Here is a 23,933-nt window from a genome sequence, read left to right as displayed (position 1 = left end):
CCTCGAGACTCGTGGCTTCGCCACATGCGCTTCGAGGGCTGACAGCAGACGCGGGCCGAACCCTTTCAGGGCCTCGCTGAACTCGGCACCGAGGACGTGACCCATCCAATGGGTTGAGCCCTGTCCGGATCGGAACCGGGTAGTGACGCCGGTACCGGACCATGCGCTGCGTAGTACGGGGCCGCGTTCGCGGGGATCTCACGTTTTATCCGGATGGTCGCAATCTGTCCTGGGTGGGGCCCGCCCGGTTCTGGAGCGACCAGAGGGAGGGAGCGCAGCGACCGACCGGCGGGAGTGAAGAACCGGGTTAATAGGGCCCCACCCTCGAGCGGCGGAGCCGCTCCAAAATCACAGCCCGACCCTTCACGGAGGGGTCGATCCGAACTCCTCTTCGCGGAGGGGCCACTCCAACCCACCTACCCACCCCTTAGAAAATTACAGCTCGGGGATTCTGGTGGCGCGGGCGTAGACCGTTTCTCCCTCGGTCAGGCGCAGTGCCTCGGCGTCGCCGCGGGTCACCTGGGCGACGAACAGGTCGCCGGTGGCGGCGTTGCGCATTTCTACCCGGACCTCGAACCCGAGGCGCACCACCCGTTCGATCGTGGCCCGGGTGACTCCCGCCGATTCCGCTGTTCCCTCGTGGGCGGCCATGGCCATACTCGGATCGCGGCCCACCCGGATATCGTGCGGACGCACCAGATGCCCGTTCAGCCGGGCGACGGCGCCGAGGAACGTCATCACGAATTCGCCGGCGGGGCGGTCGTAGACATCTTCGGGTGAGCCGACCTGCTCGATCCGGCCCGCGTTCATCACCGCGATCCGGTCGGCGACGTCGAGCGCCTCCTCCTGGTCGTGGGTGACCAGCACCGTGGTCACGTGCACCTCTTCGTGCAGGCGGCGCAGCCAGGTGCGCAGGTCGGCGCGGACTTTGGCGTCCAGCGCGCCGAACGGCTCGTCCAGCAACAGCACCTGCGGATCCACGGCCAGCGCCCGCGCCAGCGCCATCCGCTGCCGCTGGCCGCCGGACAACTGTGCCGGATACCGGTGCTGGAACCCGTCGAGCCCGACGATGCCGAGTAGCTCGTCGACCCGTTTGGCGATCTCGTTCTTGGGCCGTTTCCGGATGGTCAGGCCGAAGGCGACGTTGTCGCGGACCGTCATATGTTTGAACGCCGCGTAGTGCTGGAAGACGAAGCCGATATCGCGTTTCTGCGGCGGCACCCGGGTCACGTCGCGGCCGCCGATGGTCACCACCCCCGAATCGAGGCTCTCCAGCCCGGCGATCGAGCGCAGCAGCGTCGACTTCCCGGAACCGGAGGGGCCCAGCAGCGCGGTCAGCTCGCCGGAGGGTATCTCCAGGCTGACGTCGTCGAGGGCGGCGAAGGAACCGTAGTTCTTGCGCGCGTTGGTCACGGTGATCATGGGCGGCCTCCGGCGTGCACCATCAAGATGTCTCCCGCTTACGTTCCAGGAGCGTCATCAACAGCAGGGTGATGAGCGCGAGACCCATCAGCAGAACTGCGGCGCAGTACGCGCCGAAATCGTTGTGATCGTTGATATAGCGTTCGTGCACCAGCAGGGTCAGCGTCTGCGAGACGCCGGGGAAACCGGACGACACCATGATCACCGCGCCGAACTCGCCGAGCGCGCGGGCCACGGTGAGCACGACGCCGTAGGTGAGGCCCCAGCGGATCGCGGGGACCGTGATGCGCCAGAAGGTCTGCCAGCCAGAGGCGCCGAGGGTGGCGGCGGCCTGTTCCTGGTCGTCGCCGATCTCGTGCAGCACCGGTTCCACCTCGCGGACCACGAACGGCATGGTCACGAAGATGGTCGCCAGCACCATGCCCGGTAGCGCGAAGATCACCCGGAAGCCCCATTCGGTGACCACGCCGAACCAGCCGCCGACTCCCCACAGCATGATCAGCGCGACACCCACCACCACGGGTGACACCGCGAAGGGCAGGTCCACGATGCCCTGCAGCAGGCGCCGGCCCGGGAAGTTGCCGCGGACGAGGGCCAGCGCGATCACCACGCCGAGGATCACGTTCACCGGCACCACGATGGCCAGGATGATCATGGACAGGTTGAAGGCGGAGATGGCGGCCGGGGTGGTGATCTGGTCGATGAAAGCGCCGATACCGTGCTCGAACGCCCGGTACAGGATGATGCCCAGGGGCAGCACCAGCAGGACGAGCAGGTAGCCGAGGGCGAGCACGCGCAGTGTCACCCGGCTCGGTGTGGACAGTTTCATCGGGCCTCGCGTTCCTTCCGCGCGGTGCGCTCGGCGAAGATCCGCAGCACCAGCAGCACCACGAAGGCGATCACCAGTAGCGCCACCGAGACCGCGGCCGCGTTCACGGGCCGGTCGATTTCGATCTGTTGCTGGATGTACTGCGAGGCCACCTGGGTGTCGTGCGGGATATTGCCGCCGATCAGCACCACCGACCCGAACTCGCCGATCGCGCGCGCGAAGGCCAGCCCGCCGCCGCTGATGATGGCGGGCGCCAGGGTCGGCAGCACGATCCGGCGGAAGGTGGTCCAGTTGTCGGCGCCCAGTGAGAGCGCCGCCTGCTCCACCTCGCGATCGGCCTCGATGAGGACCGGCTGCACCGACCGCACCACGAACGGCAGTGTGACGAACGCCAGTGCGACCACCAGACCCGGCCGGGTGGCGTTGAGATGGATATCCACCGGGCTCTGCGGGCCGTACAGGGCGAGCAGCACAATGCTGGCGACGATGGTGGGCAGCGCGAACGGGAGATCGATGAGGGCGTTCACCGCACTCTTACCCGGGAAATCGTCGCGCACCAGCACCCAGGCGATCAGCGTTCCCATCACCACGTTGATCAGCGCGACGACCACCGAGACCAGGACCGTCACCCGCAGTGCGGCCAGGGCCGACGAATCGGTGATCGCACCCCAGAAGCCGGCCCAGCCGTCGTCGAACGCGCTGACGGTGAGCGCGGCCAGTGGCAGCAGCACGATCACACTGAGCCACAGCATCGCGGTGGCGATGCCGAGCGGGCCGACCGAACCGGAGAAACCGAGCCGCGACCGCAGCGGCCGGCGAGGTGTTGCGGAGGAATCCGGGCCGGCGGGCGCGGCGTCGACGGTGGGGCTGCGTTCGGTCACGAGTATCGAGTATCGCGTGTGGTCCGGGTCACCCGGCTACTCGGTCGCGTTGTCGTAGGCCACGGCGATGGAACCGGAGTCCGGGGCGAACAGTTCGTCCTCGACCCTTTCCCAGCCGCCGAGGTCGGCGATGGTGTACAGGGTCGCGGGTTGCGGGAACACCTCGGCGTACTCGGCGGCCACTCCGGGGTCGACGGGCCGGAACCCCGCCTCCGCCCACGCCTTCTGGGCGGCCGGGGTGTAGAGGAAATCGCGGAACGCCAGGGCCTGGTCCGGATGCTGGGCATGTTCGAGCACCGCGACCGGATTCTCGATCTTGAAGGTGGTCTCCGGCACGATGTGCTCGACGGGGTCCCCGTGCCGCTGCGCGAACAACGCCTCGTTCTCGTAGCTGATCAGCACATCGCCGGTGCCCTGCAGGAAGGTTTCGGTGGCCTCCCGGCCGGATTTCGGCTGCACCCGCACACGGGTGAGCATCTGGTTCAGATAGTCGATTCCCGCCTGGGGATCGCGACCACCGGCGCTTGCCGCGGCATATGGGGCCAGCAGATTCCATTTCGCCGATCCGGAACTGAACGGATTGGGAGTGACCACCTCGACATCGGGTCGCAGCAGATCGTCCCAGCCCCGGATGCCCTTGGGGTTGCCGGTCCGCACCACCAGCGACACCACCGACCCGAACGGCACACCCCGGGTGGCGTCGGCGTTCCAGTCCGGATCCACCAGCCCGGCGTCCACCAGCCGGGTGATATCGGGCTCGAGCGAGAAACTCACCACATCGGCGGGGGCCCCGCGGGCGATCTTGCGGGACTGGTCCCCGGAGGCGCCGTAGGACTGGCGCACCTCCACACCGTCGCCGGCCTCGGTTTCGTTGAACTCGGGGATCACCAGGTCGTAGCCGGGTTTGGGGATGGCGTACGCGTACAGGTCGACGGTCCCGCCGCTGCCGTCGGCGGCGGTGCCCCCGACCACATCACTGGACCCGCCCGCGCATGCCGAAACCAGCACCGGCAACGCCACCACGGCGGCGAGGAAACGGCGGCGGACAGCGGACATGACGGGCCTTTCTGCGCGGAACCGGCGCAAGTCTAGTGGCGACCGGCAACCACCAGCGCGGACGGCGGTACCGCTCACCTGGTCAGCAGCCAGGCGATGAGCACCAACGCCAGCAGCGCCAGCAGCGCCAGCTGTACTCGCGAGCGTGGCATCAGCACGCCTCGTTTCCGGAATCGCGGTCCTCGCCGCGGCCCAGCGCGGTGGCCACCAGCCGCAGGACCCGGTCGATCAGATAGGCGATACCGAAGCTGATCGGCACCATGCCGACCAACACCACGAGGAACTGGGGTATGAAGGGCAGCCCCGCCACCCACAACTCGAACCCGTCCCACCAGCCGGCAATACGCTCCACGGCGACCAGCGTAGAACACCCGGGGCCGCCACCCGCGTCCCGTCTTGACCTCAACCCGGGTCGAGGTTGCAGCCTGGAGGCATGACAGAGGCCACCGAGGTATGGAACTCCGCCTACGACAACGACACCGCGCCGTGGATCATCGGCGAACCCCAGCCCGCGATCGTCGCCCTGGAACGCGCGGGCGGCATCCGTGGCCGGGTGCTCGACCCCGGCACCGGCGCCGGTGAACACACCATCGCGCTCACCGCACTCGGCTACGACGTCCTCGGCGTCGACCTCTCCCCCAGCGCGGTCGCCTATGCCCGCCGCAACGCCGCCGCCAAGGGCGTGCCGAACGCGCGGTTCGAGGTCGCGGATATGGTCGCGCTCGCCGAGTCGGGAACCGATTCGCTCGGCGCCTTCGACACCGTCGTCGACAGTGCCCTGTTCCACGTGTTCATGGCGGACGCCGATGCCCGGGCCGCGTATGTGCGCACGTTGGGCATGCTGTGCCTACCGGGCGGGCGGGTGCATGTGCTGGCGCTCTCCGACGCCGAACCCGGGTTCGGGCCGCGGATCGGCGCCGGGCTCATCCGCGACGCGTTCGCCGGACCCGGCTGGGAAGTCGAGGAACTGCGGGCCGACCATTATTACGGCCGGATCACCGATACCGTCGCCGACCAGGCGCACGAGCTCACCACCGACGCGACGGGCAAGGTCGAACTCGCCGCCTGGCTGGCCCGCATCCGCCGCACCGGCGGATGAAGGTGGACGATCCGGGCACCGGCGACACATGATGGGTTATGCCGACTCCCGAGCACGCACCCGCCCACAGCGGGACCGGCGCTTTCCCGTCGGAACCCACCCGGCCGGAGGACAACTTCCCGACCATCGACGACTACGCGTTCCTGTCCGACTGTGAGACAACCTGCCTGATCGCCAGTAACGGGTCGGTGGAATGGATGTGTGTCCCGCGCCCGGATTCGCCCAGCGTTTTCGGCGCCCTCCTGGATCGCAGCGCCGGGCATTTCCGGCTCGGCCCGTACGGGCACAGGGTGCCCGCCGCCCGGCGCTACCTGCCCGGCGGGATGATCCTGGAGACCACCTGGCAGACCGCGACCGGCTGGCTCATCATCCGCGACGCGCTGGTCCTGGGACCCTGGCACAACACCGACCAGCGCAGCCGCACCCATCGGCGCACGCCCACCGATTGGGATGCCGGGCATATGCTGCTGCGCACGGTGAAATGTGTCAGCGGCACCGTCGAACTGGAACTGAGCTGCGAACCGTCGTTCGATTACCACCGCGCCGCCGCGCAGTGGGAGTACACCGGCAAGGTGTACGAGGAGGCCACCGCGGTGTGCTCGGCCGATGCGACCGCGGGCCCGACCCTGGTGCTCACCACCGATCTACGGCTCGGCCTGGAGGGCCGCGAGGCGCGCGCCCGCACCCGGATGACCGAGGGCGACTGCGCCTACGTCGCGCTCACCTGGTCCGAACTGCCCGCGCCGCAGACCTTCGACGAGGCCGCGGACAAGATGTGGACGACCATCGAATGCTGGCGGCAGTGGATCACGCTCGGCGACTTCCCGGACCATCCGTGGCGCCGGTTCCTGCAGCGCAGCGCCCTGACCCTGAAGGGCCTCACCTACGCACCCACCGGCGCCCTGATGGCGGCGGCCACGACCTCGCTGCCCGAGGATCCGGGCGGTGAACGCAACTGGGACTACCGGTACTCGTGGGTGCGCGACGCCAGTTTCGCGCTGTGGGGTCTGTACACCCTGGGGCTCGACCGCGAGGCCGACGACTTCTTCGCGTTCCTGCACGACGCCACCACCGGCGCCGACGGCGAACCGGTGCCGCTGCAGGTGCTCTACGGGATCGGCGGGGAACGCGAACTCCCCGAAACCACCCTCGACCATCTGTCCGGCTACGGCGGCGCCCGCCCGGTGCGCATCGGCAACAGCGCCTTCAACCAGGAACAGCACGATATCTGGGGCACCATGCTGGACGCGGTCTACCTGCATGTGAAGTCCCGCCAGCATGTCCCGGAAACCCTGTGGCCCATGCTGAAACGTCAGGTCGACGCGGCCATCGCGAGTTGGCGCAAACCCGATCGCAGTCTCTGGGAGGTGCGTGGCGAGCCGCAGCATTTCACCTCCTCGAAGGTGATGTGCTGGGTCGCCCTGGACCGGGGGTCGAAACTGGCCGAGGTGCACGGCCAGGCGCAGATCGCCCGGCAATGGCGCACGATCGCCGATGAGATCCGCTCCGATATCCTGGCGCACGGTGTCGACGAGCGCGGCCGCTTCACCCAGGTGTACGGCGGAAGCTCTCTCGACGCGTCGCTGCTCCTGGTGGTGCTGACCCGATTCCTGCCGCCCGACGACCCCCGGGTTCGGGCCACCGTCCGCGGGATCGCCGACGAACTCACCGTGAACGGACTCGTGCTGCGCTATCGCACCGACACCACCGACGACGGCCTGGCCGGTACCGAGGGCACCTTCACCATCTGCTCGTTCTGGCTGGTGTCGGCGCTGGTCGAGATCGGCGATGTGGACCGGGCCCGCAGTCTGTGCGAACGGCTGCTCACCCATGCCAGCCCGCTCAAGCTCTACGCCGAGGAAATCGACGCCTACACCGGACGCCACCTGGGCAACTATCCGCAGGCGTTCACCCATCTCGCCCTGATCAACGCGGTCACCCACCTGATCCGGGCCGAGGGGGCCCGGCCTGCCGGGAGTTTCCGCCCGGCGCACGCCCAGAACAGCGGAACTCCGTGGCGTAGCCGGCCGCGCTGAACCGGGCCCCGTCAGGCGGCGGTGATGGTCTCCGCCTGGCGGCGCAGGTCGCGGAGTTTGCCCAGATCGGTGTCCAGGCGGGCGAGACGTTCGGCGCCCCTGTCCCCGTACTGCGCGCCCGCCTCCTCGGCCACCCGCAACGCCTCGTCGGCGGCTCGCAGCGCATCGGTGGCGATATCGGTGAAATGGTCGCGCAGCACCCGCTGCACTTCACGCAACCGGGTCCGCGACTCCTTGCCGACCTGGAAGACCACATCGTCCATCAATCGCGACACCGCCACCTTCGCCTCGGCCTGGCGGCGAATGCGGCGCGCCCGGCGGTCCTCCCACAGCGCGTGCAGGCCGAGCAGGATGCCCGCGCCGGCCGAATACCAGTTCACCAGCGACATTCCCAGCAGACTGGTGGCCAGGCCGACCATCAGGATACCGCCGTAGGACCCGCGCAGCGCCGACAGGAACTGTTCCGCGACACCGGCTTTCGCGCTCTGCAACGGCTCCAGCGGGGCCACGTTCTCCAGCAGATCGGCCGGATACCGCGGCCGGATATCGGGCAGATCGGGCCGACGGTGATCGGCCGGGAACCGCGCGGCCACCTGTTCGGCGAGTTCCTCGGCGCGGTAGTTCGCCGCCTCGAAATTCTCCGCCACGGCCTCCCCGATACGAGTTTCCAGCTGATCGCCGAAGCGGGTCCAGCGGGCGGCCGGATCGGTGCGCGAGATCTCGGTCTCCGCGTCGCGCGCGAGAGTACGCAGCCGGTGCCGTAGATCGTGTTCGATATCGGCCATGAGTTCGGTACTGCCGTCGGCGAGGGTGATCTGCCAGGTGGCGGTCCGCTGGCGCAGCTGATCGGCCTGATCGCGGGCGGTGGCCAGCTGCTGGGTGACATGGGCACGGCGGCGCGGGTCACGCAGCGCGTCGGCCTCGGTACGCAGCACCACGCCGAGGTGGTCGCCGACCAGTTGGATATCGCGGACCGCGGATTTCACCGCCATCGCGTCGGCATGGGCCACCACATAGTCGCGCAGATGCTCGACCAGCTGCGGCAGCCCGGATTCGATCGCCCGCTGCTGATTACCGGACCGCAGCGCCTCATGGTGGATCTCCGCCGATACCGGCGCCACCGCGAAGCCGAGCCCGGCCGCATCCAGCAATGCGCGGTTACGTTCCTGCACATGCGCCCAATGCGTATTGCGATCGATCTTGTTGAGAACGCAGATCACGGTGGGACAGACCTGACCGATACGGCGCAGGTGAGCGATCTGGTCGTGCGAGTACTCGGCGGACGCGTCGCTCACATACAGCACGGCGTCCGCGGCGGCGATCATCGACCATGTCGTGCGTTCCTGCACCGCCGAGCCGGGCGCGTCCATCAGGACGATCCCCTCCGCGAGCAGCGAACTGGGCTGGGTGAAGTCGGCGCGGATCACGCCCTTCGCCATCAGCGCGGGTCCGGGATTCAGCGGATCGACGGGCTGCCGCCGGATCCGCCCCCCGCCCTCGCGGCGGATCAGGGTGGCGCTGGGGTCGGGGCCGTACTCGACGATCGCCGGCACGCTGATGGGCGCGTCGGTGGCGCTGACGGGCGCTTCCGCCAGTGCGTTCACCAGGGTGCTCATCCCGCTCTTGGGCGGTCCCACCACCACCAGCCGTACCCGGCTGTCGGCGACCCGGGCGCGGACCATCCCGAGGCGTCCACGCAGGTCGTTACGGCTCGCGGTCCGGGAGACGTCGCGCAACTCATCGATGATCTGGATGAGGGGGGCCATCACATCCGGATTCTTCACCGTGGCGGCCCGTGGTCCGGCTACGGCAGACAAAGCCCAGCTCCTCACTCTTGGTCACAACTACACGTTCATCGACCGCGGGCGGTCACAACTCCATCGACCGCGGGCGGTCACAACTCCAACTCACCGCGAGCGGTCATACTCCCACCGCTCGCGGGCGGTCACACAACACCACCGACCGCGAGCGATCGAAAACTCCACCGATCGCGAGCGATCGAAAACTCCTTCGACCGCGAGCGGTCGCCTATCTCGACCGCAGGCGGTCGAAACTCCACCCCGACCGCCGGTAGGGCCGGCCACCGACGGGAACGGTCAGAGGATTACCCAGTGACCGGGATCGGCGATCGTGTCGTGCGTCACCGCGACCGTATGCGGCAGCAAACCCGCCGACAGATCCCCGGCCGGGTCGCTACCGGCGAGTCCGTACACCGCGTGATCGGCGTACGTCGCCGCAGCGACCCCGTGGACATCGTACGGAACGACCACCGCGTGGTGGTCGGCAATCGGCTGCACCTGTGGAGTCGGCATCGGTGTGGGCACCTGATGCGGCAGCGTCGGCGCCGGTGCGTCCGGCACAGCCGGCTGCTGGGTCGGCACGCTCACAGTCGGGACCTGCGGCGAGGGCTGGTCGATGGTGGGGACCTCTCGGGTCGGGACGTCCACCGTGGACGGAGTGGCACCGGACCCCTGGTCGCCGGTGGGCGGGCTGCCGGTTCCGGATTCACCGATGGGCCCGGTGGTGGTCCCGCCGTCGACGGTCGTACCGGACGGCAGGGGCGTGGTGGTGGTCGCGCCGCCCGACTCACCGGTCGACGAAGTGGACTCACCGGTGGGGGTGGTCGATTCCGTCGAGGAACCCGTGGTCGACCCACCCGCACCGGTGGTGGTTTCCGGCGAGGTCGTCGACCCGTCCGGCGAGGTGGTCGACCAGTCGGGGGAGGTGGTGGACCAGTCGGGGGAGGTGGTGGAGCTGCCGTCGTGGGTCGTCGTGGTGCTGCCGTCCACCGAGGTGGTGCTGCTGCCGTCGCTACCGGTGGTGGTCGACCCCTCCGGCCCGGTGGTCGTGGTGTCCGGGGTGGTGGTGGCGCCGGTGGTGACCGGAGCCGTGGTGGTGGGGACCACTGCGGTGGTCCCATCCGGACTTCCGGGTCCGGCCGGCGACTGCGGTTCGCGGTCCGGAGCGGCCGGTGGCCGGTGGAACAGATCGGGCAGTTGTGCCTTCGGGGCGGTCAGCGGCGAGGGACCCGCGGGTGGCTGGAACACATGCGCCACCGGGGTGGTCGCCAGATCCGGCTGGACGGTGCTCTGCAGCGGAGTGGCCGCCACGGGCTGTACCGCCGGAGCCATCACCGCCGGGGCCACCGGAGGCGGCACGGGGGCGGGCACCACCGGAGCGGGTGGCGCCACCGGGGCCGCGGGCAGCGGCGCCGGCGCGATGGGAGCCGGAGCCACCGGGGCCGGAGCCACCGACGCCGTGGTCATCGGCGCGGGTATGCCGGGTGAACCGGCCGGTCCCAAGGCCGAACCGGGTGCGGCGGCAGCGGCGGCTCCGGGAGCCGCGGCGCCGGCGGAAGCCGTCCCCGCGCCCGGAGCGCCGGCCAGTGCCGCGACACCTTCCGCGGCGGCCGCTTCGGCGGGTATCCCGGTGTCCGGAGAGCCCGCCCGGCCGGCGACCTGCGGCGGGTCTCCGGCGGTGCTGCCCGGCTGCTGGGCCCAGTCCAGGTATTGGTCCAGGTGATCGTCGAGCAGGCTCGCGTCACCGACGGTGATGTCGAGGTCCCAGTCGCTGTCGATCCAGACGCCGTTCGGGCCCACCGAGACGTCGAGCGTCATATCGGAGTCGACGATCACGGCGCCACCGATCCCGCCGTCGGAGAACCCGTCGAACCATCCGGTGTCGAAACCACCGGCATCGAATCCGTTCGCGTCGAAACCACCGGCGCCGGGGCTGTCGTCCTCGTCGTCGCGCTCTCGTTCGTCGCGCTCGTCGCGGTCCTTCGCATCGGGCCGCTCCGGACGGCCGAAGAGACCGGCGAGATCGAAACCCCAGTCCGAACCCGATTCCTGCGCCACAGTTTTCGGTCCCCAGTCGGGGTTCTGACCCAAGCCCGGCAGATCGAAGATATCGGTCTGGAAGGCATCTCCCGGCGAGGGCAGGCCGAAATCGTCCGGGATACCGAAACCTTCGTCGCCCGGAGCGGGGAGGTCCTCGCCCAGACCGGGAATACCGTCGAGACCCGGAATACCGCCGGAGGGCTGTGATCCCGCCTCCGGCATGCCGAAGTCCGGCATACCCGGAACCACCGACTCGGGAACGCCGGTGCCCGGCATCAAACCGGTGTGGGGAGCCCCGGATTCGGGTCCGCCCGGCACCAGCGACAAGCCCGGCACCTCGTCCATGTACGGCACCCCGTAGGGGCCCATATCGTCGAAGTCGAACTCGCCCGGATGGCCGACCTGAATATCGAGGGTGCCGTGCGGAAGCGGCATGGTGACGCTCGCGTCCCCCTGCGACCCGAAAGGCATGTCCTCGGGCGCCATCGGCTCGGGATCGGGGAAGGTGACCACCGGACTCGGCACGTCCGGATCCGGATCGGCGTTGCGCGCCCAACCGGCGTTGCGGCTGTCCAGCTCACCGGGGTGGGCCGGGACACCGCCACCGTTGGCGGCGATCAACGCGCCACCGGTCACATACGCGCCGCCGCGGGCGACCCGGGACGCGGCACTGGCGATACGGTAGGCGGTATCACCGCCGCGTCCGGCAACTTCTTCGTCACCCTCGAACGGCAGCTCACCGTCACCGTCGAACGGCAGATCACGCGCCATTCCATTACTCCACTCTCGGGTCCACCAGCGACCGCACCGCCATCGCTGGGGCGCGGATCCGTTATCAGCCTATTGTCGACATACACAGCTGTCACATTTTCGTTATCAGCGAATATCCGAGGCCGGGCCGCCGTCGAGACCGTGAGAGGGCCGTGGAAGGGTACGGCCGTTTCTCCAGCGGGAGCGGTCGGACCCTACTTCTTGTCCTTCGGCTTGTCGGACTGCGCGTCGGAGGACAGCGCGGCGACGAAGGCCTCCTGCGGGACGTCCACCCGGCCGATCGTCTTCATCCGCTTCTTGCCCTCTTTCTGCTTCTCCAGCAGCTTGCGCTTACGGCTGATATCGCCGCCGTAGCATTTGGCCAGCACATCCTTACGGATGGCGCGGATGTTCTCGCGGGCGATGATCTTCGACCCGATGGCCGCCTGGATCGGAACCTCGAACTGCTGACGCGGAATGAGTTCGCGCAGTTTGGTGGTCATCTTGTGCCCGTAAGCCTGGGCGGCGTCGCGGTGCACGATCGCGCTGAACGCGTCGACCGCCTCGCCCTGCAGCAGGATATCGACCTTGACCAGCTGCGATTCCCGCTCACCGGCCTCCTCGTAGTCCAGCGAGGCGTAACCGCGGGTCCGCGATTTCAGTAGATCGAAGAAATCGAAGATGATCTCGGCCAGCGGCAGCGTGTAGCGCAATTCGACCCGGGTCTCGGACAGGTAGTCCATACCGCCGAGATCGCCGCGCCGCGACTGGCACAGTTCCATGATGGCGCCGATGAATTCACTGGGCGCGATGATGGTGACCTTGACCACCGGCTCGAAAACCGAGCGCAGCTTGCCTTCCGGCCAGTACGACGGATTCGTCACGGTATGTTCCGCACCGTCCTCCATCACCACCCGGTACACCACGTTCGGCGCGGTGGAGATCAGGTCGAGGCCGAATTCGCGCTGTAGCCGCTCACGGGTGATCTCCATATGCAGCAGACCCAGGAAGCCGCAGCGGAATCCGAAGCCCAGCGCCACCGAGGTCTCCGGCTCGTAGGTGAGCGCGGCATCGTTGAGTTGCAGTTTGTCCAGTGCGTCGCGGAGGTCGGGGTAATCCGAACCGTCCACCGGATACAGCCCCGAGTAGACCATCGGCCGCGGTTCGCGATACCCGGTGAGCGGTTCGGTGGCGCCGTTGCGGGCGGCGGTGACGGTATCGCCGACCTTCGACTGGCGGACATCCTTCACACCGGTGATCAGGTATCCCACCTCACCGACCCCCAGGCCCTGCGTGGGTTTGGGCTCCGGTGAGACGATGCCGATCTCCAGCAGTTCGTGGGTCGCGCCGGTGGACATCATCTTGATCTTCTCGCGCGGCGTCAGCTTGCCGTCCACCACGCGGACGTAGGTCACCACACCGCGATAGGTGTCGTAGACCGAATCGAAGATCATCGCGCGGGCGGGGGCGTTGGCCTCGCCTACCGGGGCCGGCACTCGCTCGATCACCCGGTCCAGCAGCTCGGTGACGCCGGCTCCGGTCTTACCGGAGACGCGCAGCACATCCTCCGGCTCACAACCCACGATATGGGCGATCTCGGCGGCGTAGCGGTCCGGATCGGCGGCCGGCAGATCGATCTTGTTGAGGACCGGGATGATCTCCAGATCCTTGTCCAGCGCCAGATACAGATTCGCCAGCGTCTGCGCCTCGATTCCCTGCGCGGCGTCCACCAGCAGGACCGCGCCCTCACAGGCCTCCAGCGCCCGCGACACCTCATAGGTGAAGTCCACGTGGCCAGGCGTATCGATCAGGTGCAGGACGAAATCCTCGCCCACGTGCGCACCGGACTGCGGCTTCCAGGGCAACCGCACGTTCTGGGCCTTGATGGTGATACCGCGCTCGCGTTCGATATCCATCCGGTCCAGGTACTGGGCGCGCATCTGCCGTTCCTCCACCACACCGGTGAGCTGCAGCATCCGGTCGGCCAGCGTCGACTTGCCGTGATCGATATGCGCGATGATGCAGAAGTTCCGGATCCTGGACGGATCGGTGAACGTCGTATCGGCGAAGCTGGCGGGCACTCCACTCCTCAATGGGTATCGGGCGTACTGGCGACCATCGTCCCATGCTGGTCCCGGCCCGCTGTCCCCCAGGTCCGGCGCCGCCACCACCCACCCGCGGCAACCGGAGCGATATCACCGCCCGCGGGGTGCCGTTATTCTCCTGAGATGGCCCGCAGTTGGAACAGTCTCGGCAGACAACTCACCGCGATCGCGAAACAGCAGGGGCCCAAGATCGTGCAACGCCAGGCGCCGCGCCTGGTCGAGGCCCTCCTCGACCGCCGGGCCCGCCGTGGCGCCCGCCCTGCGACCGGCGCGCCGGGAATCGCCGTACGTCCCGCCGCGTCCACCCCGGTGCCCACCGCGCAGCGGGCCCGCCGGGTCGTCTACGCGCCACAACTGGACGGCCGCGCCGATCCCGGCGAGATCGTGTGGACCTGGGTCCCCTACGAGGAGGACCCGCGCAACGGTAAGGACCGCCCGGTCCTCGTGGTCGGCCGCGACCGCGACACCCTGCTCGGACTCATGCTCAGCTCGAACACCGACCGCGACCACGATCCGGACTGGGTCGGGATCGGCGCCGGTATCTGGGACCACCAGGGCCGGCCCAGCTGGGTCCGGCTGGACCGGGTCCTGGACGTTCCCGAGGACGGAATCCGGCGTGAGGGCGCGATCCTGCCGCGGGCACTCTTCGACCGGGTCGCCCACCGGCTGGTCCGCGAGTATCACTGGAGCTGAGCCGGGATCCGCCGCGCGAACCGCTCGACGGGGAGTACCTGATCGGCAGTGCGGCTCAGGCCTGCATTTCCCGCGACCGCCCGAACAGCATCCCGTACACCAGTGCGCCCAGCACCCCGCCGATCAGCGGGAACAGGATGAACGCCCACAGCTGGCCCATGGCACCGCCCTGATACGGGGCCACCGCGATACTGCGGGCCGGGTTCACCGACGTGTTGTCGACCGGGATGGCGATCAGGTGGATCACGGTCAGCGTCAGGCCGATGGACAGACCGGCCAGCGGCTTGTCCGAGATCTGATCGGTGGAGGCCAGCACCACGAAGACCAGCAGCGCGGTGAGCATCACCTCCACGATGATCATCGCGGCCAGTCCGTAGCCGTCCTGGATCACCACGTTCCCGGCCGGGCCGGTCACCGCCGACGGACTGTGCGGGCCCCAGCCGTTCGCCCCGAGTCCGTCCACCGCGCGGTCGTAGGACGGCAGATTCTTGGCGACCGCGAACAACACCAGACCGGCCAGCAGACCACCCACGACCTGTCCCACCAGGTAACCCGCGGCGCTGATCGGTGACAGCCGGCCCATCAGGAGCTGCCCGAGCGTGACCGCCGGATTGACGTGGCAACCCGATATCGGGCCGATCGCATACACCAGCACCAGGAGACTGAGACCGAAGGCGAACGCCACCCCCAGCGGGCCGACCTGGTCACCGGCCAGCACGGCCGTCCCGACACCGCCCATCACCAAGACGAATGTGCCCAGGGCCTCGGCCGCCCATTTCTTGGTATCGGGGATCGCAGTCTCCTCGACATCGAGGACGACTACCGCTTCCTGCGCACTGGAGGACATAAGAGACCGCCTTCCGAGAGGATTACCGCGCCACGGGCGCACACCGGATAATTCCTGGGTCCTGCGGGGAAAAACGTGCGTAGATTTCGTCGGACGTTACGCTGGACGAAAGATGTTCTCAACGGCATCCGGCCAGGCCGGAGTGTGATATAAGCCTCGCGACCTGGAGTCTCGCACCCGCGATTTCGTGACCCCGCCACGTGCTGGTAATCTGGCACATCGGCGTTGCCGTACCCCGTGCCCGGAGAATTCCGATCCGGCGAATCCAGGGCCGGGTGGCGCACACAGACTTTCCGACCGAACCAGACAGGAACCAGAGGATACCGGCGTGGCCAATATCAAATCCCAGATCAAGCGGATCCGCACCAACGAGGCGGCTCGGCAGCGCAATCAGTCGGTGAAGTCCGAGCTGCGCACCCATATCCGCGCCTTCCGGGCGGCCACCGCGGCCGGCGACAAGGACACCGCGGTCGAGCGTCTCCGCGTCGTGAGCCGCAAGCTCGACAAGGCCGCCTCCAAGGGCGTCATCCACGCGAACCAGGCCGCCAACAAGAAGTCGGCCATGGCCTCCGCGCTCAACAAGCTCTGATTTTCTGATCTCTCGACGAACAGCCGCCGCGGGCTTCGATGACCACGGCGGCTTTTGGTGTGCCCGGAGCCCGGTCGGAGCGCTATTTCGCGGCACGTGCGGACGGCGCCGACAGGATCGTCGTCCGCCTGCCGTAGCATGCGGCGCATGGTTACGGTGTATGCGAACCAATCGGTAGTCCATGCCGAGGACCTGCCCGGCGTCATCCGCGCCGCCGAGGTCCTCGGTTTCGGTGTGCGGATCGAGAACGTGCTGGTCCCCGCCGACGAAGACGGCACCCAGGTGATGGCCTGGATGGTCACCCGGGATGAGGAGACCCCCGTCTACGAGGAGTGGGAGGGCCGCTACGAGGAGGTCGCGGAGGAGGCGCTGGAGCTCAGCGCCGTCGACTGACGGCACCCTCCACCGCTCCCTGCCCCGGCCGGCGTCGTCTCTGCCGTCAGCTGCGCCCGTACAGGGCCAGCAGCTTCAGCACGGCGTCCTCGAGGGCGAACCCGGAGTCCGCGGCCCCACCTTTGACATCAGCGTTCAGCGTCGCCACGACCTGCAACGCCGATCCGATCGTGGCCGGGGTCCAGCCGCGCGCCTGGGCCTGGGCCTTCTTGACCTTCCACGGCGGCATTCCCAGCGGGCCCGCCAGCTTGAACGGATCACCCCGGCCGGCCGACCCCACCTTCGCGATGGTGTGTACGGAATCGGCGAGCGCGTCGGCCAGCACCACATGCGGTACCCCGCGGTCCTGGGCCCAGCGCAGCGCCTCCACGGCGCCCGCGCGGTTGCCGGCGACGGTGAAATCCGCGACCTCGAACCCGGAAACCTCCGCCTTCCCCGAGTAGTACCGGCGCACCGCCGCGATATCGACCTTGCCTCCGGTGTCGGCGACCAGCTGCGAGCAGGCCGCCGCCAATTCGCGCAGCTCCGAACCCACCGCCTCGAGGACGGCCTGCACCACGTCCCCCGAGGCCCGCACCCCCGCCGCCCGGAATTCCGCCCGGACGAACTCCGCCCGTTCCGCCGCCTTGGTGAGTTTCGCGCATTCGTGCACCTGCGCCCCGGCCTTGCGTAGCGCCGGAACCAGCGCCTTCGCCCGGCCCCCACCCGAATGCACCACCATCAGCACGACACCTTCCGGCGGTGCGTCGGCGGCATCGGAGATGACCGCCACGGCATCCTTACCGGCCTGGTCCGCCGCTTCGAGGATGATCACGCGGTCTTCGGCGAACAACGAGGGGCTCAGCAGTTCGGCGAGTTCGGACGTACCGGCGTCACCGGCACGCATCCGGTCGACCGGCACCCCGTCGGGGTCCGGCGCGTGGGCCCGCACCGCGGCGGTCACCTCCGCCACCGCCCGCTGGATCAGCAGTTCTTCTTCCCCGAGAACCAGATGCACCGCCGCAGGTCGTTCGCTCACGGCTCCGATCGTACGGCCGCATCCCGCTGTGGCCCCGATCGGTGACCTCCGGTCGATCGGCGTGCCGGATACGACCGCCGGCCGCGATAGGCGCCCGGCCGCCGGTCATCCGGAGGCCCACAGGGAAAGCACGAGTTGCGCCGCGAGGACACCGGCGGTCGCGGCCAGGACGACTCTCCTGATCGGGGGTGCGCGGAGTGCGCAGATCCCGGTTGCGACGATCACAGCCGCCGACAGTCCACCCACGACTCCCCCGGGCACCGTGACCGTCGCGCCGGGCACCGCGGCGGCCTCGTGGGCGACCGTCAGCAGCCACCACAGCAGCGGTGCGGCCGGCCGGAGCATCAGCTCGGCCGCGATCGGTACCCACCCGGCGGTGCACGCGGCGACGGCTCCGAGGATCGTCACCGGCGCGATCACCGGCGCCACCAGGATATTCGCGACCACCGCCAGCAGCCCGAGCCGGCCGGACAACGCGATGGTCAGCGGGGCGGTGACCACGAAGGCGGCAGCGGCCACGGCGACCAGTTCGGCCGGTAGCCGCCACCAGCCGCGCGCACGCAGGTAGTCAGTCCAGCTCGGTGCGAGCAGCAGCAGCGCTCCGGTGGCCAGCACCGACAGCGCGAATCCGGCCTGTACCGCCAGTTCCGGCCGCCACAGCAGGAGGCCGATCACCGCCGCGCACAGTGCCGGCAACGCCTGTTTGCGGCGTCCGGTCAACAGGGCGAGCAGGGTGACCGACCCCATCGCGGCGGCCCGTAGCACGCTGGGGTCGGGGCGGGCGATGATGACGAACGACACCAGCGCCCCGGCCGCGACGAACAGCGATATCCGCGGGCCGAGAGTGAGCAGGCGGGTCAGTGCCAGCACGCCGGTGAGCACGATGGTGAAATTCGCACCACTGACCACCGTCAGATGCTGCAATCCGGCCGCGACGAATTCGGCGTGCAACCGATCGGTGACACCCGAGGTATCACCCACCACCAGCGCGGGCAACACCCCCGCCGCATCCGGCGCCAACGCGACGCCCGCCGCCCCGGCCAGATCGGCCCGCACCGTATGGGCGGCCGCCTGCCACCACGGCAGGGTTCCCACCGCGACCGGCTCGCCCACCGGCCGCAGGGTGACCACGGTCAGGTCGCGCTGCCGGGGTGGCGCCGGGCGGGCCCGGAACTCCAGGGGACGCCCGGGCCGCAACTCACCCCACTCCGGACCGGAGGCCAGCAGGAGCACACTCCCACCGGCGCGCACCACCCGGTCGCGGTATTCGTACTCGCGCAGTTCCGCACGCAGAACCCAGAGTCTTCCGGCACCGGAACCGCTGCCGCGCACCGGCTTCGGATCATCGGTGGGAGTCACCACCACCCGGACGGCCGCCGCGGCCGGTACCGCGCGCAGCGGATGAGCGCTCACCTGGTGCTCCCGCCAGGCGCCGGCGACCGCGAACGCCGCCCCGAGTAGGGCGGTGCCGACCACCGCGGTCGCGAGAACCCGGCGGCGTTCGGTGCGATGCGCGGCGCCCGTCCAGAGCAGCGCCCACGATCCCAGCGCCGCGACGACCAGCGCGAGGCCCACACCCACGCCGGCGGCCCATCCCATCCCGACCGCCACGATCGTGACCGACCAGCAGACCAGCGCCGCCGGCAGCAACCGCGCGTCCAGCACCGGCCGGGCCGTGCCTGCCGCACCCTCCGGTCCTTCGCCGCGCGCGCCCTCGACCGGGCCGCGGCGATCGGTCACCAGATCTCCCCGGCATACCGCACCTCGTCGGAGGTGCCGTTCACACCGTCACCAGTTCCCGGAGGCGGGCCAGCCGCGCGGGACCGATCCCGTCGACCTCGGACAACTGCTCCACATCGGTGAACCGGCCGTTGGTCTGCCGCCAGGCGATGATGGCCTTGGCGGTGACCGGGCCGACGCCGGGCAGCGCGTCGAGATCTGCCTCGGTGGCGGTGTTGAGATCCACGGGTGCCGCGGCGGCCCCCGGGCTTTTTTCGCCAGGTGCGGCGGCACTCTCTCCCCCGCCGCTGACCGTCGCGCTGCCGGCCGGCGGCGCATCGGCACCGGCGGCTCCCACCCGCACCTGATCGCCGTCGGAGAGCCGCTGCGCCAAATTGATTCCCGTGAGATCGGCACCGGCGAGGGGGCCACCGGCCGCCCCGAGCGCGTCGGCCACCCGGGCGCCGGGCGCCAGCCGTACGAGCCCGGCCCGATGCACCAGCCCGACCACACTCACCACCAGCTCGGCGGGTTGGGCAGGTTCGGCTCCGACGGTGGGGACACCCGCCCGCGGGGCGGAGGATGAATCCTCCGCGGACAGCGCGACGGGGGCGGCGGCGGGAAGTGGCGGAACAGGTTGGGCGGCAGGTCGTTCCCACAGCACCACGATCGCCGTCACGAGGGCGGCGAGCAGGCCTATACCGGCCATGGTCGCCGCACCGCGGCGGCCCGAGTCCAGCCGGGCATGACGAAATCGCTCCGGTATCAGGCGGTCTCGCCAGCCGGGAGGTTCCGGCTCGTCCTCGAGCCAGCGTGGGGTGCGGATCGCCTCGTCGCCGGGGTCCTCCGGATCCGGCCACCGCGATCCCGCGCCGGAATCGGCGCGGACCGGATCCGTGAGATGCCCGCCCAGCCGGGTGCGTACATGTTCACGCTCGTCTTGTCGTGCCATACCCGCGACGCTACGACCGCGCTACTCTCCGGCCGGGCCGTCGACCAGGGGATTCGGAAACCCTGTGGATAACTTCCGCCCTGTGGAGAACCGGCAGATCACCGGGCCGGCCCGGCCGCGCCGGAATCTCCTCCGCAGCCACCGGGCAACACCAGCACACCGACCGCGCCCGGCCCCAGATGTACGCCGAGTGCCGGGCCGAATTCCGCGGTCAGGATTTCGCCGGCCGCCGGAATACGCTCCCGCAGCCGGTCGGTCAGGGACTCCGCCGCCTCGGGCGCGCCGAGATGCTGTACGCCCAGCGCGACCTCACCGAGCCCGGCCGCTTCCTCGGCGGCGGCCACCAGTGTCGCGAAAGCCTTCGCTCGGGTCCGCACCTTCTCGCGTAACTCCAGCCGTCCCTCGACGAGTTGCAATACCGGTTTGCTCACCAGCTCACTGCCGAAGAATCCGGCCGCGGTACTGAGCCGGCCCCCGCGACGCAACTGCTCGGTGCGATTCACAACGATGAAGGTGCGTGCGTTCCGGGCCGCGGCGACCGCCGCCTCGTATACCGCGGTCAGTGGTTCGCCGCGGGCGGCACACCGGGCGGCTGCCAGCACCGGTAACCCGGTCGCCAGACCCGCACCGAGAGAATCCACCAGCAGCACCGATTCCTCGGCGCCCATATCGCGAGCGGCCTGCCGGCCCGCCTCCCAGGTCGCCGAGAGCTGCCGGGACAGATGTATCCCGACCACCCCGTCGCCACCGCTGCGCTCCAGCGCCGCGGCATAGGCGCCGCGCAGTTCCCCGGGCGAAGGCGCCGACGTGGTGACCGAGTCCGAGGCATAGTCGATGGCGAACGCGTCGACGCCCTCACGGACCTCCCGCTCGCCCACCCGCACATGCAGGGGCACCACATCGATACCCAGTGCGCCGACGAGGTCCGCGGGCAGACTGGCCGACGAATCGGTGACGACCACGACCGCCACGGCTCACCCCACCTCTTGCAGCGTTTTCACCATCGCCTTGGCGACCTCGGTATGCCCGTCCCACCCCCAGTGGATCCCATCGGGGTTGGCCGCACCGGAGAAGATGTTGTCGTGGACGGCGGCCTTCAAATCGACCAGCGGCACACCGGTCCGCGCCGACCAGGCCGCGAGCGCCCGGACCGCCGGTTCCCGGCCGCTGTGCACCCGCCCGTAGGCCTCGCAATCGTGCACCGACGGGAGTACCGCCACCACCGGCAGCTCGGGCCGCAACTGTGCCAGGGCTTCCCGGCACTGCTCCAGATAGTCGACACTCACCGCGGGCGGCAGCGCCACCGGCCGGCCCAATTTCGCGGCCCGGGGCTGGATCCACTGGTATGCCGACCGCACCACCCGCCGCAGGCCCGCCGGCCGCAGGTAGCGGATGAGTTCACGCATCGCGGTGGGTAGCGGCGACGGCAGGGAATCCATCCCGCCCACCGCGAAGACCACCGCGCCCGCGCGGGGCACGACGGCCCATACCCGCGGATCGCCGATCAGCGCCCAGTAGGCATCCCGGCAGGTCCACCCGATGCGGGCGACGAGTTCCACATCCCAATCGAGCTCGGCGCCCACCAGATTCGGCCAGATCCGGGGATGGTCGGCGGGCAGACCGCCCTTCGGCCCGAAATAGGACAGGGAGTCCGCGATCACCAGCAGTACGGGACGCGGCACCTCCGCGCCGCTCCCGGCGGGCTCCGTGGTGACCTCCGCGTCCGGTCCGGTCCCGGAATCGGCGGCGGGATCCGCCCCGGTACCGGTCGAATTGGCTCGATCCGACGTGGATGTCACTGCGGAAACCTCCTGGTGATCAGACTGCCTTCCGGACGTCGCCGCCGTCGGTGTCTTCGAGATGCTCGGTGTCCTCGCCCTGCTCCTGACCGGCCGGGGGACCGAACAGGGCGTCGGGCAGGGCGCGTTCCGGTTTGGCGGAAACCTTCTGGAACAGTTCGTCCGGAATCTGCCTGTTCAGGTCTTCAGATGACATCGGGTGCTACTTTCGCCGCTGCGTTCCACACATCGAGACGCCAACCGGGCTTCTCGATGCTCGGGCCGTGGCTGCTCAGCTGCACCCAGCTGGCGTTGGCCAACCCACCGAGGGCAGGCCAATTCTGGGGCGGCAGATCGAGCAACGCAGCCGTGAGCGCGGCGATCAGCCCGCCGTGCGCCACGAGAATCATAGTGGCGCCGGGCCAATCCTGCCGCTCGGCGAAAAGTTCCTGCACCACAGGTAGTGCGCGGGCGCCCACCTCGAGTTTGGACTCGCCGCCGGGCGGGGTGTACGTGGCGTCCATCCGCCATTCCAGCCGGGCGCCGGGGTAGCGGGAGTCGACCTCGACGTCGCCCATCCCCTGCCATTCACCCAGGTGGGTTTCCCGCAGCCGGGGTTCCCGGACCACCTCCAGCCCGGCGGGTTCCGACAGGGCCTGCGCGGTTTCGTAGGCCCGCTTCAGATCGGACGAGATCAAGCCGACGGCCTTGTGGGACACCAGTTCCCGCGCCGCCTCCTTCGCCTGCCGCCGGCCCAGCTCGGTGAGATCGGTATCGATCTGCCCCTGCATCCGGTCGGTGGCGTTCCACTCGGTCTGCCCGTGGCGCAACAGGATCAGCGTGCGCACACCGGATTTATCTCTCACTCGGTTTCTCCAGCACTTTCCTCTTCGGCGGCCGATGGCGCGCCGATCCCCTCCACCGGAACGGTCGGGCAGTCTTTCCACAACCGTTCCAGCGCATAGAAATTACGTTCGTCGTTGTGCTGGATATGCACCACCACGTCGACATAGTCCAAGAGTGCCCAGCGGCCCTCGCGCGTCCCTTCCCGGCGTACCGGCTTATGACCGGCCGCGCGCAGTTTCTCTTCGACATTATCGACGATCGCGTTCACCTGGCGCTCGTTCGGCGCAGAAGCGATCACGAAACAGTCGGTGATCACCAACTGCTCCGAGACGTCGAGCACCACTACGTCGGCGGCCAGCTTCTCATCCGCGGCCAGTGCCGCCATGGTCGCGATCTGCACCGCTTCGGCCGTCGCGGTCATGCGGTCACCTCCGGACATCCGCCGCTCATGCCAGCACCTCGTTCACGCTTCCATTACCTTCCGATTGTGCGGGCACGTAGAGGTGCCGCTTCGATATGTACTGCACCACCCCGTCCGGGACGAGATACCAGACGGGCCGGCCCTCGGCCGCGCGGCGGCGGCATTCGCTGGACGAGATCGCCAGCGCGGGGACCTCGATCATGGTGACCGCGTCGTCGGGCATCCCCCGCAGGTGTTCGGCGAGATGATCGATGTTGAGCTCGTAGCCCGGCCGGTTGACCCCCACGAATTTCGCCAGCTCGAACAGTTCCGCCCAATCCTGCCAGGTGAGGATGCTGGCCAGCGCGTCCGCCCCGGTGATGAAGTAGAGCTCGGCGCCTGGATGCTGTTCGTGCAGGTCACGCAGGGTGTCGACGGTGTAGGTGACCTTGCTGCGGTCGACGTCGGCCCGGCTCACCGAGAACCGCGGGTTGGACGCGGTGGCGATCACCGTCATCAGATAGCGGTCCTCGGCGGGGCTCACCTGCCGGCCGGATTTCTGCCACGGCTGGCCGGTGGGCACGAAGACGACCTCGTCGAGGTCGAACCGGTGGGCGACCTCACTGGCCGCGACCAGGTGCCCGTGGTGGATGGGATCGAACGTCCCGCCCATCACCCCTA

23 protein-coding genes are annotated in these 23,933 nt (G+C 69.2%); 5 read left to right on the top strand and 18 right to left on the bottom strand.

Translation table 11 applies throughout. The features are described 5' to 3' along the window. Positions 1-435: 435 nt before the first annotated feature. The 5 genes from AB0F41_RS25465 to AB0F41_RS25445 form a co-directional block, all read right to left on the bottom strand. On the bottom strand, positions 436-1,422 hold the full coding sequence (locus AB0F41_RS25465) for a sulfate ABC transporter ATP-binding protein (protein WP_357427944.1): 987 nt from the start codon (positions 1,420-1,422) through the stop codon (positions 436-438). Between the two features lie 22 nt (positions 1,423-1,444). Further along, a complete protein-coding gene (gene cysW, locus AB0F41_RS25460; RefSeq protein ID WP_357427942.1) occupies positions 1,445-2,251 on the bottom strand; it encodes a sulfate ABC transporter permease subunit CysW in 807 nt (268 codons plus the stop codon). Next, entirely contained in the window at positions 2,248-3,060 is an 813-nt protein-coding gene (gene cysT, locus AB0F41_RS25455; RefSeq protein WP_357427952.1) for a sulfate ABC transporter permease subunit CysT, read from the bottom strand. The genes cysW and cysT overlap by 4 nt, the downstream gene beginning before the upstream one ends. A gap of 108 nt (positions 3,061-3,168) precedes the next feature. Continuing rightward, positions 3,169-4,188: a sulfate ABC transporter substrate-binding protein gene (locus AB0F41_RS25450; RefSeq protein WP_357427940.1), complete on the bottom strand. Its 1,020-nt coding sequence runs from the start codon at positions 4,186-4,188 to the stop codon at positions 3,169-3,171. 151 nt (positions 4,189-4,339) lie between these two features. After that, positions 4,340-4,540, bottom strand: coding sequence for a hypothetical protein (locus tag AB0F41_RS25445; protein WP_357427938.1), 201 nt, complete (start codon positions 4,538-4,540; stop codon positions 4,340-4,342). Between the two features lie 81 nt (positions 4,541-4,621). On the opposite strand from AB0F41_RS25445, the gene AB0F41_RS25440 reads away from it, so the two are divergent. Then, entirely contained in the window at positions 4,622-5,287 is a 666-nt protein-coding gene (locus tag AB0F41_RS25440; RefSeq protein ID WP_357427936.1) for a class I SAM-dependent methyltransferase, read from the top strand. Between the two features lie 38 nt (positions 5,288-5,325). After that, positions 5,326-7,323, top strand: a complete 1,998-nt coding sequence (locus AB0F41_RS25435; RefSeq protein WP_357427934.1) for a glycoside hydrolase family 15 protein — start codon at positions 5,326-5,328, stop codon at positions 7,321-7,323. 11 nt (positions 7,324-7,334) lie between these two features. On the opposite strand, the gene AB0F41_RS25430 is transcribed toward AB0F41_RS25435, so the two are convergent. The 3 genes from AB0F41_RS25430 to lepA form a co-directional block, all read right to left on the bottom strand. Then, the gene (locus tag AB0F41_RS25430) at positions 7,335-9,140 is read right to left on the bottom strand and encodes a hypothetical protein (RefSeq protein ID WP_357427932.1); all 1,806 of its coding nucleotides are present in this window, start codon (positions 9,138-9,140) and stop codon (positions 7,335-7,337) included. 279 nt (positions 9,141-9,419) lie between these two features. Beyond that, positions 9,420-11,933: a hypothetical protein gene (locus tag AB0F41_RS25425; protein WP_357427930.1), complete on the bottom strand. Its 2,514-nt coding sequence runs from the start codon at positions 11,931-11,933 to the stop codon at positions 9,420-9,422. 194 nt (positions 11,934-12,127) lie between these two features. After that, positions 12,128-13,993 (bottom strand): translation elongation factor 4, encoded by a 1,866-nt coding sequence (gene lepA / locus AB0F41_RS25420; RefSeq protein ID WP_357427928.1) that lies wholly within the window; start codon positions 13,991-13,993, stop codon positions 12,128-12,130. A 147-nt stretch (positions 13,994-14,140) separates the two neighbouring features. On the opposite strand from lepA, the gene AB0F41_RS25415 reads away from it, so the two are divergent. After that, positions 14,141-14,710 (top strand): type II toxin-antitoxin system PemK/MazF family toxin, encoded by a 570-nt coding sequence (locus AB0F41_RS25415; RefSeq protein WP_357427926.1) that lies wholly within the window; start codon positions 14,141-14,143, stop codon positions 14,708-14,710. A gap of 55 nt (positions 14,711-14,765) precedes the next feature. On the opposite strand, the gene AB0F41_RS25410 is transcribed toward AB0F41_RS25415, so the two are convergent. Continuing rightward, entirely contained in the window at positions 14,766-15,557 is a 792-nt protein-coding gene (locus AB0F41_RS25410; protein WP_357427924.1) for an aquaporin, read from the bottom strand. Between the two features lie 328 nt (positions 15,558-15,885). Here AB0F41_RS25410 and rpsT point away from each other — a divergent pair, with 328 nt between their 5' ends. Continuing rightward, positions 15,886-16,146 (top strand): 30S ribosomal protein S20, encoded by a 261-nt coding sequence (gene rpsT / locus AB0F41_RS25405; protein ID WP_357427922.1) that lies wholly within the window; start codon positions 15,886-15,888, stop codon positions 16,144-16,146. A gap of 147 nt (positions 16,147-16,293) precedes the next feature. After that, positions 16,294-16,539: a hypothetical protein gene (locus AB0F41_RS25400; protein ID WP_357427920.1), complete on the top strand. Its 246-nt coding sequence runs from the start codon at positions 16,294-16,296 to the stop codon at positions 16,537-16,539. Between the two features lie 46 nt (positions 16,540-16,585). Here AB0F41_RS25400 and holA read toward each other — a convergent pair whose 3' ends face one another. The 9 genes from holA to nadD all read right to left on the bottom strand — a co-directional run bounded on the left by holA (position 16,586) and on the right by nadD (position 23,925). Continuing rightward, positions 16,586-17,557, bottom strand: coding sequence for a DNA polymerase III subunit delta (holA, locus tag AB0F41_RS25395; RefSeq protein ID WP_357427918.1), 972 nt, complete (start codon positions 17,555-17,557; stop codon positions 16,586-16,588). A gap of 105 nt (positions 17,558-17,662) precedes the next feature. Then, positions 17,663-19,297 carry a ComEC/Rec2 family competence protein gene (locus AB0F41_RS25390; RefSeq protein WP_357427916.1) on the bottom strand — a complete coding sequence of 545 codons (1,635 nt, stop codon included), beginning with the start codon at positions 19,295-19,297 and terminating at the stop codon, positions 17,663-17,665. Between the two features lie 40 nt (positions 19,298-19,337). Next, positions 19,338-20,228: a ComEA family DNA-binding protein gene (locus AB0F41_RS25385; protein ID WP_357427914.1), complete on the bottom strand. Its 891-nt coding sequence runs from the start codon at positions 20,226-20,228 to the stop codon at positions 19,338-19,340. Between the two features lie 98 nt (positions 20,229-20,326). Beyond that, the gene (locus AB0F41_RS25380; protein WP_357427912.1) at positions 20,327-21,199 is read right to left on the bottom strand and encodes a DegV family protein; all 873 of its coding nucleotides are present in this window, start codon (positions 21,197-21,199) and stop codon (positions 20,327-20,329) included. A gap of 3 nt (positions 21,200-21,202) precedes the next feature. Next, positions 21,203-21,910 carry a diglucosylglycerate octanoyltransferase gene (gene octT, locus AB0F41_RS25375; RefSeq protein ID WP_357427950.1) on the bottom strand — a complete coding sequence of 236 codons (708 nt, stop codon included), beginning with the start codon at positions 21,908-21,910 and terminating at the stop codon, positions 21,203-21,205. Positions 21,911-22,046: 136 nt separating this feature from the next. Next, positions 22,047-22,223, bottom strand: coding sequence for a hypothetical protein (locus AB0F41_RS25370; RefSeq protein ID WP_357427910.1), 177 nt, complete (start codon positions 22,221-22,223; stop codon positions 22,047-22,049). Then, a complete protein-coding gene (locus AB0F41_RS25365; RefSeq protein WP_357427908.1) occupies positions 22,213-22,872 on the bottom strand; it encodes a histidine phosphatase family protein in 660 nt (219 codons plus the stop codon). The genes AB0F41_RS25370 and AB0F41_RS25365 overlap by 11 nt, the downstream gene beginning before the upstream one ends. After that, the gene (rsfS, locus tag AB0F41_RS25360; protein ID WP_357427906.1) at positions 22,869-23,273 is read right to left on the bottom strand and encodes a ribosome silencing factor; all 405 of its coding nucleotides are present in this window, start codon (positions 23,271-23,273) and stop codon (positions 22,869-22,871) included. The genes AB0F41_RS25365 and rsfS overlap by 4 nt, the downstream gene beginning before the upstream one ends. Before the next feature lie 25 nt (positions 23,274-23,298). Beyond that, entirely contained in the window at positions 23,299-23,925 is a 627-nt protein-coding gene (gene nadD / locus AB0F41_RS25355) for a nicotinate-nucleotide adenylyltransferase (RefSeq protein ID WP_357427904.1), read from the bottom strand. Between the last annotated feature and the right edge of the window lie 8 nt (positions 23,926-23,933).

Source organism: Nocardia sp. NPDC024068 (assembly GCF_040638875.1).
Lineage (GTDB): Bacteria > Actinomycetota > Actinomycetes > Mycobacteriales > Mycobacteriaceae > Nocardia.
The sequence above is the reverse complement of the archived record's forward strand: the minus strand, read 5'-3'. Positions and strand labels throughout refer to the sequence as shown.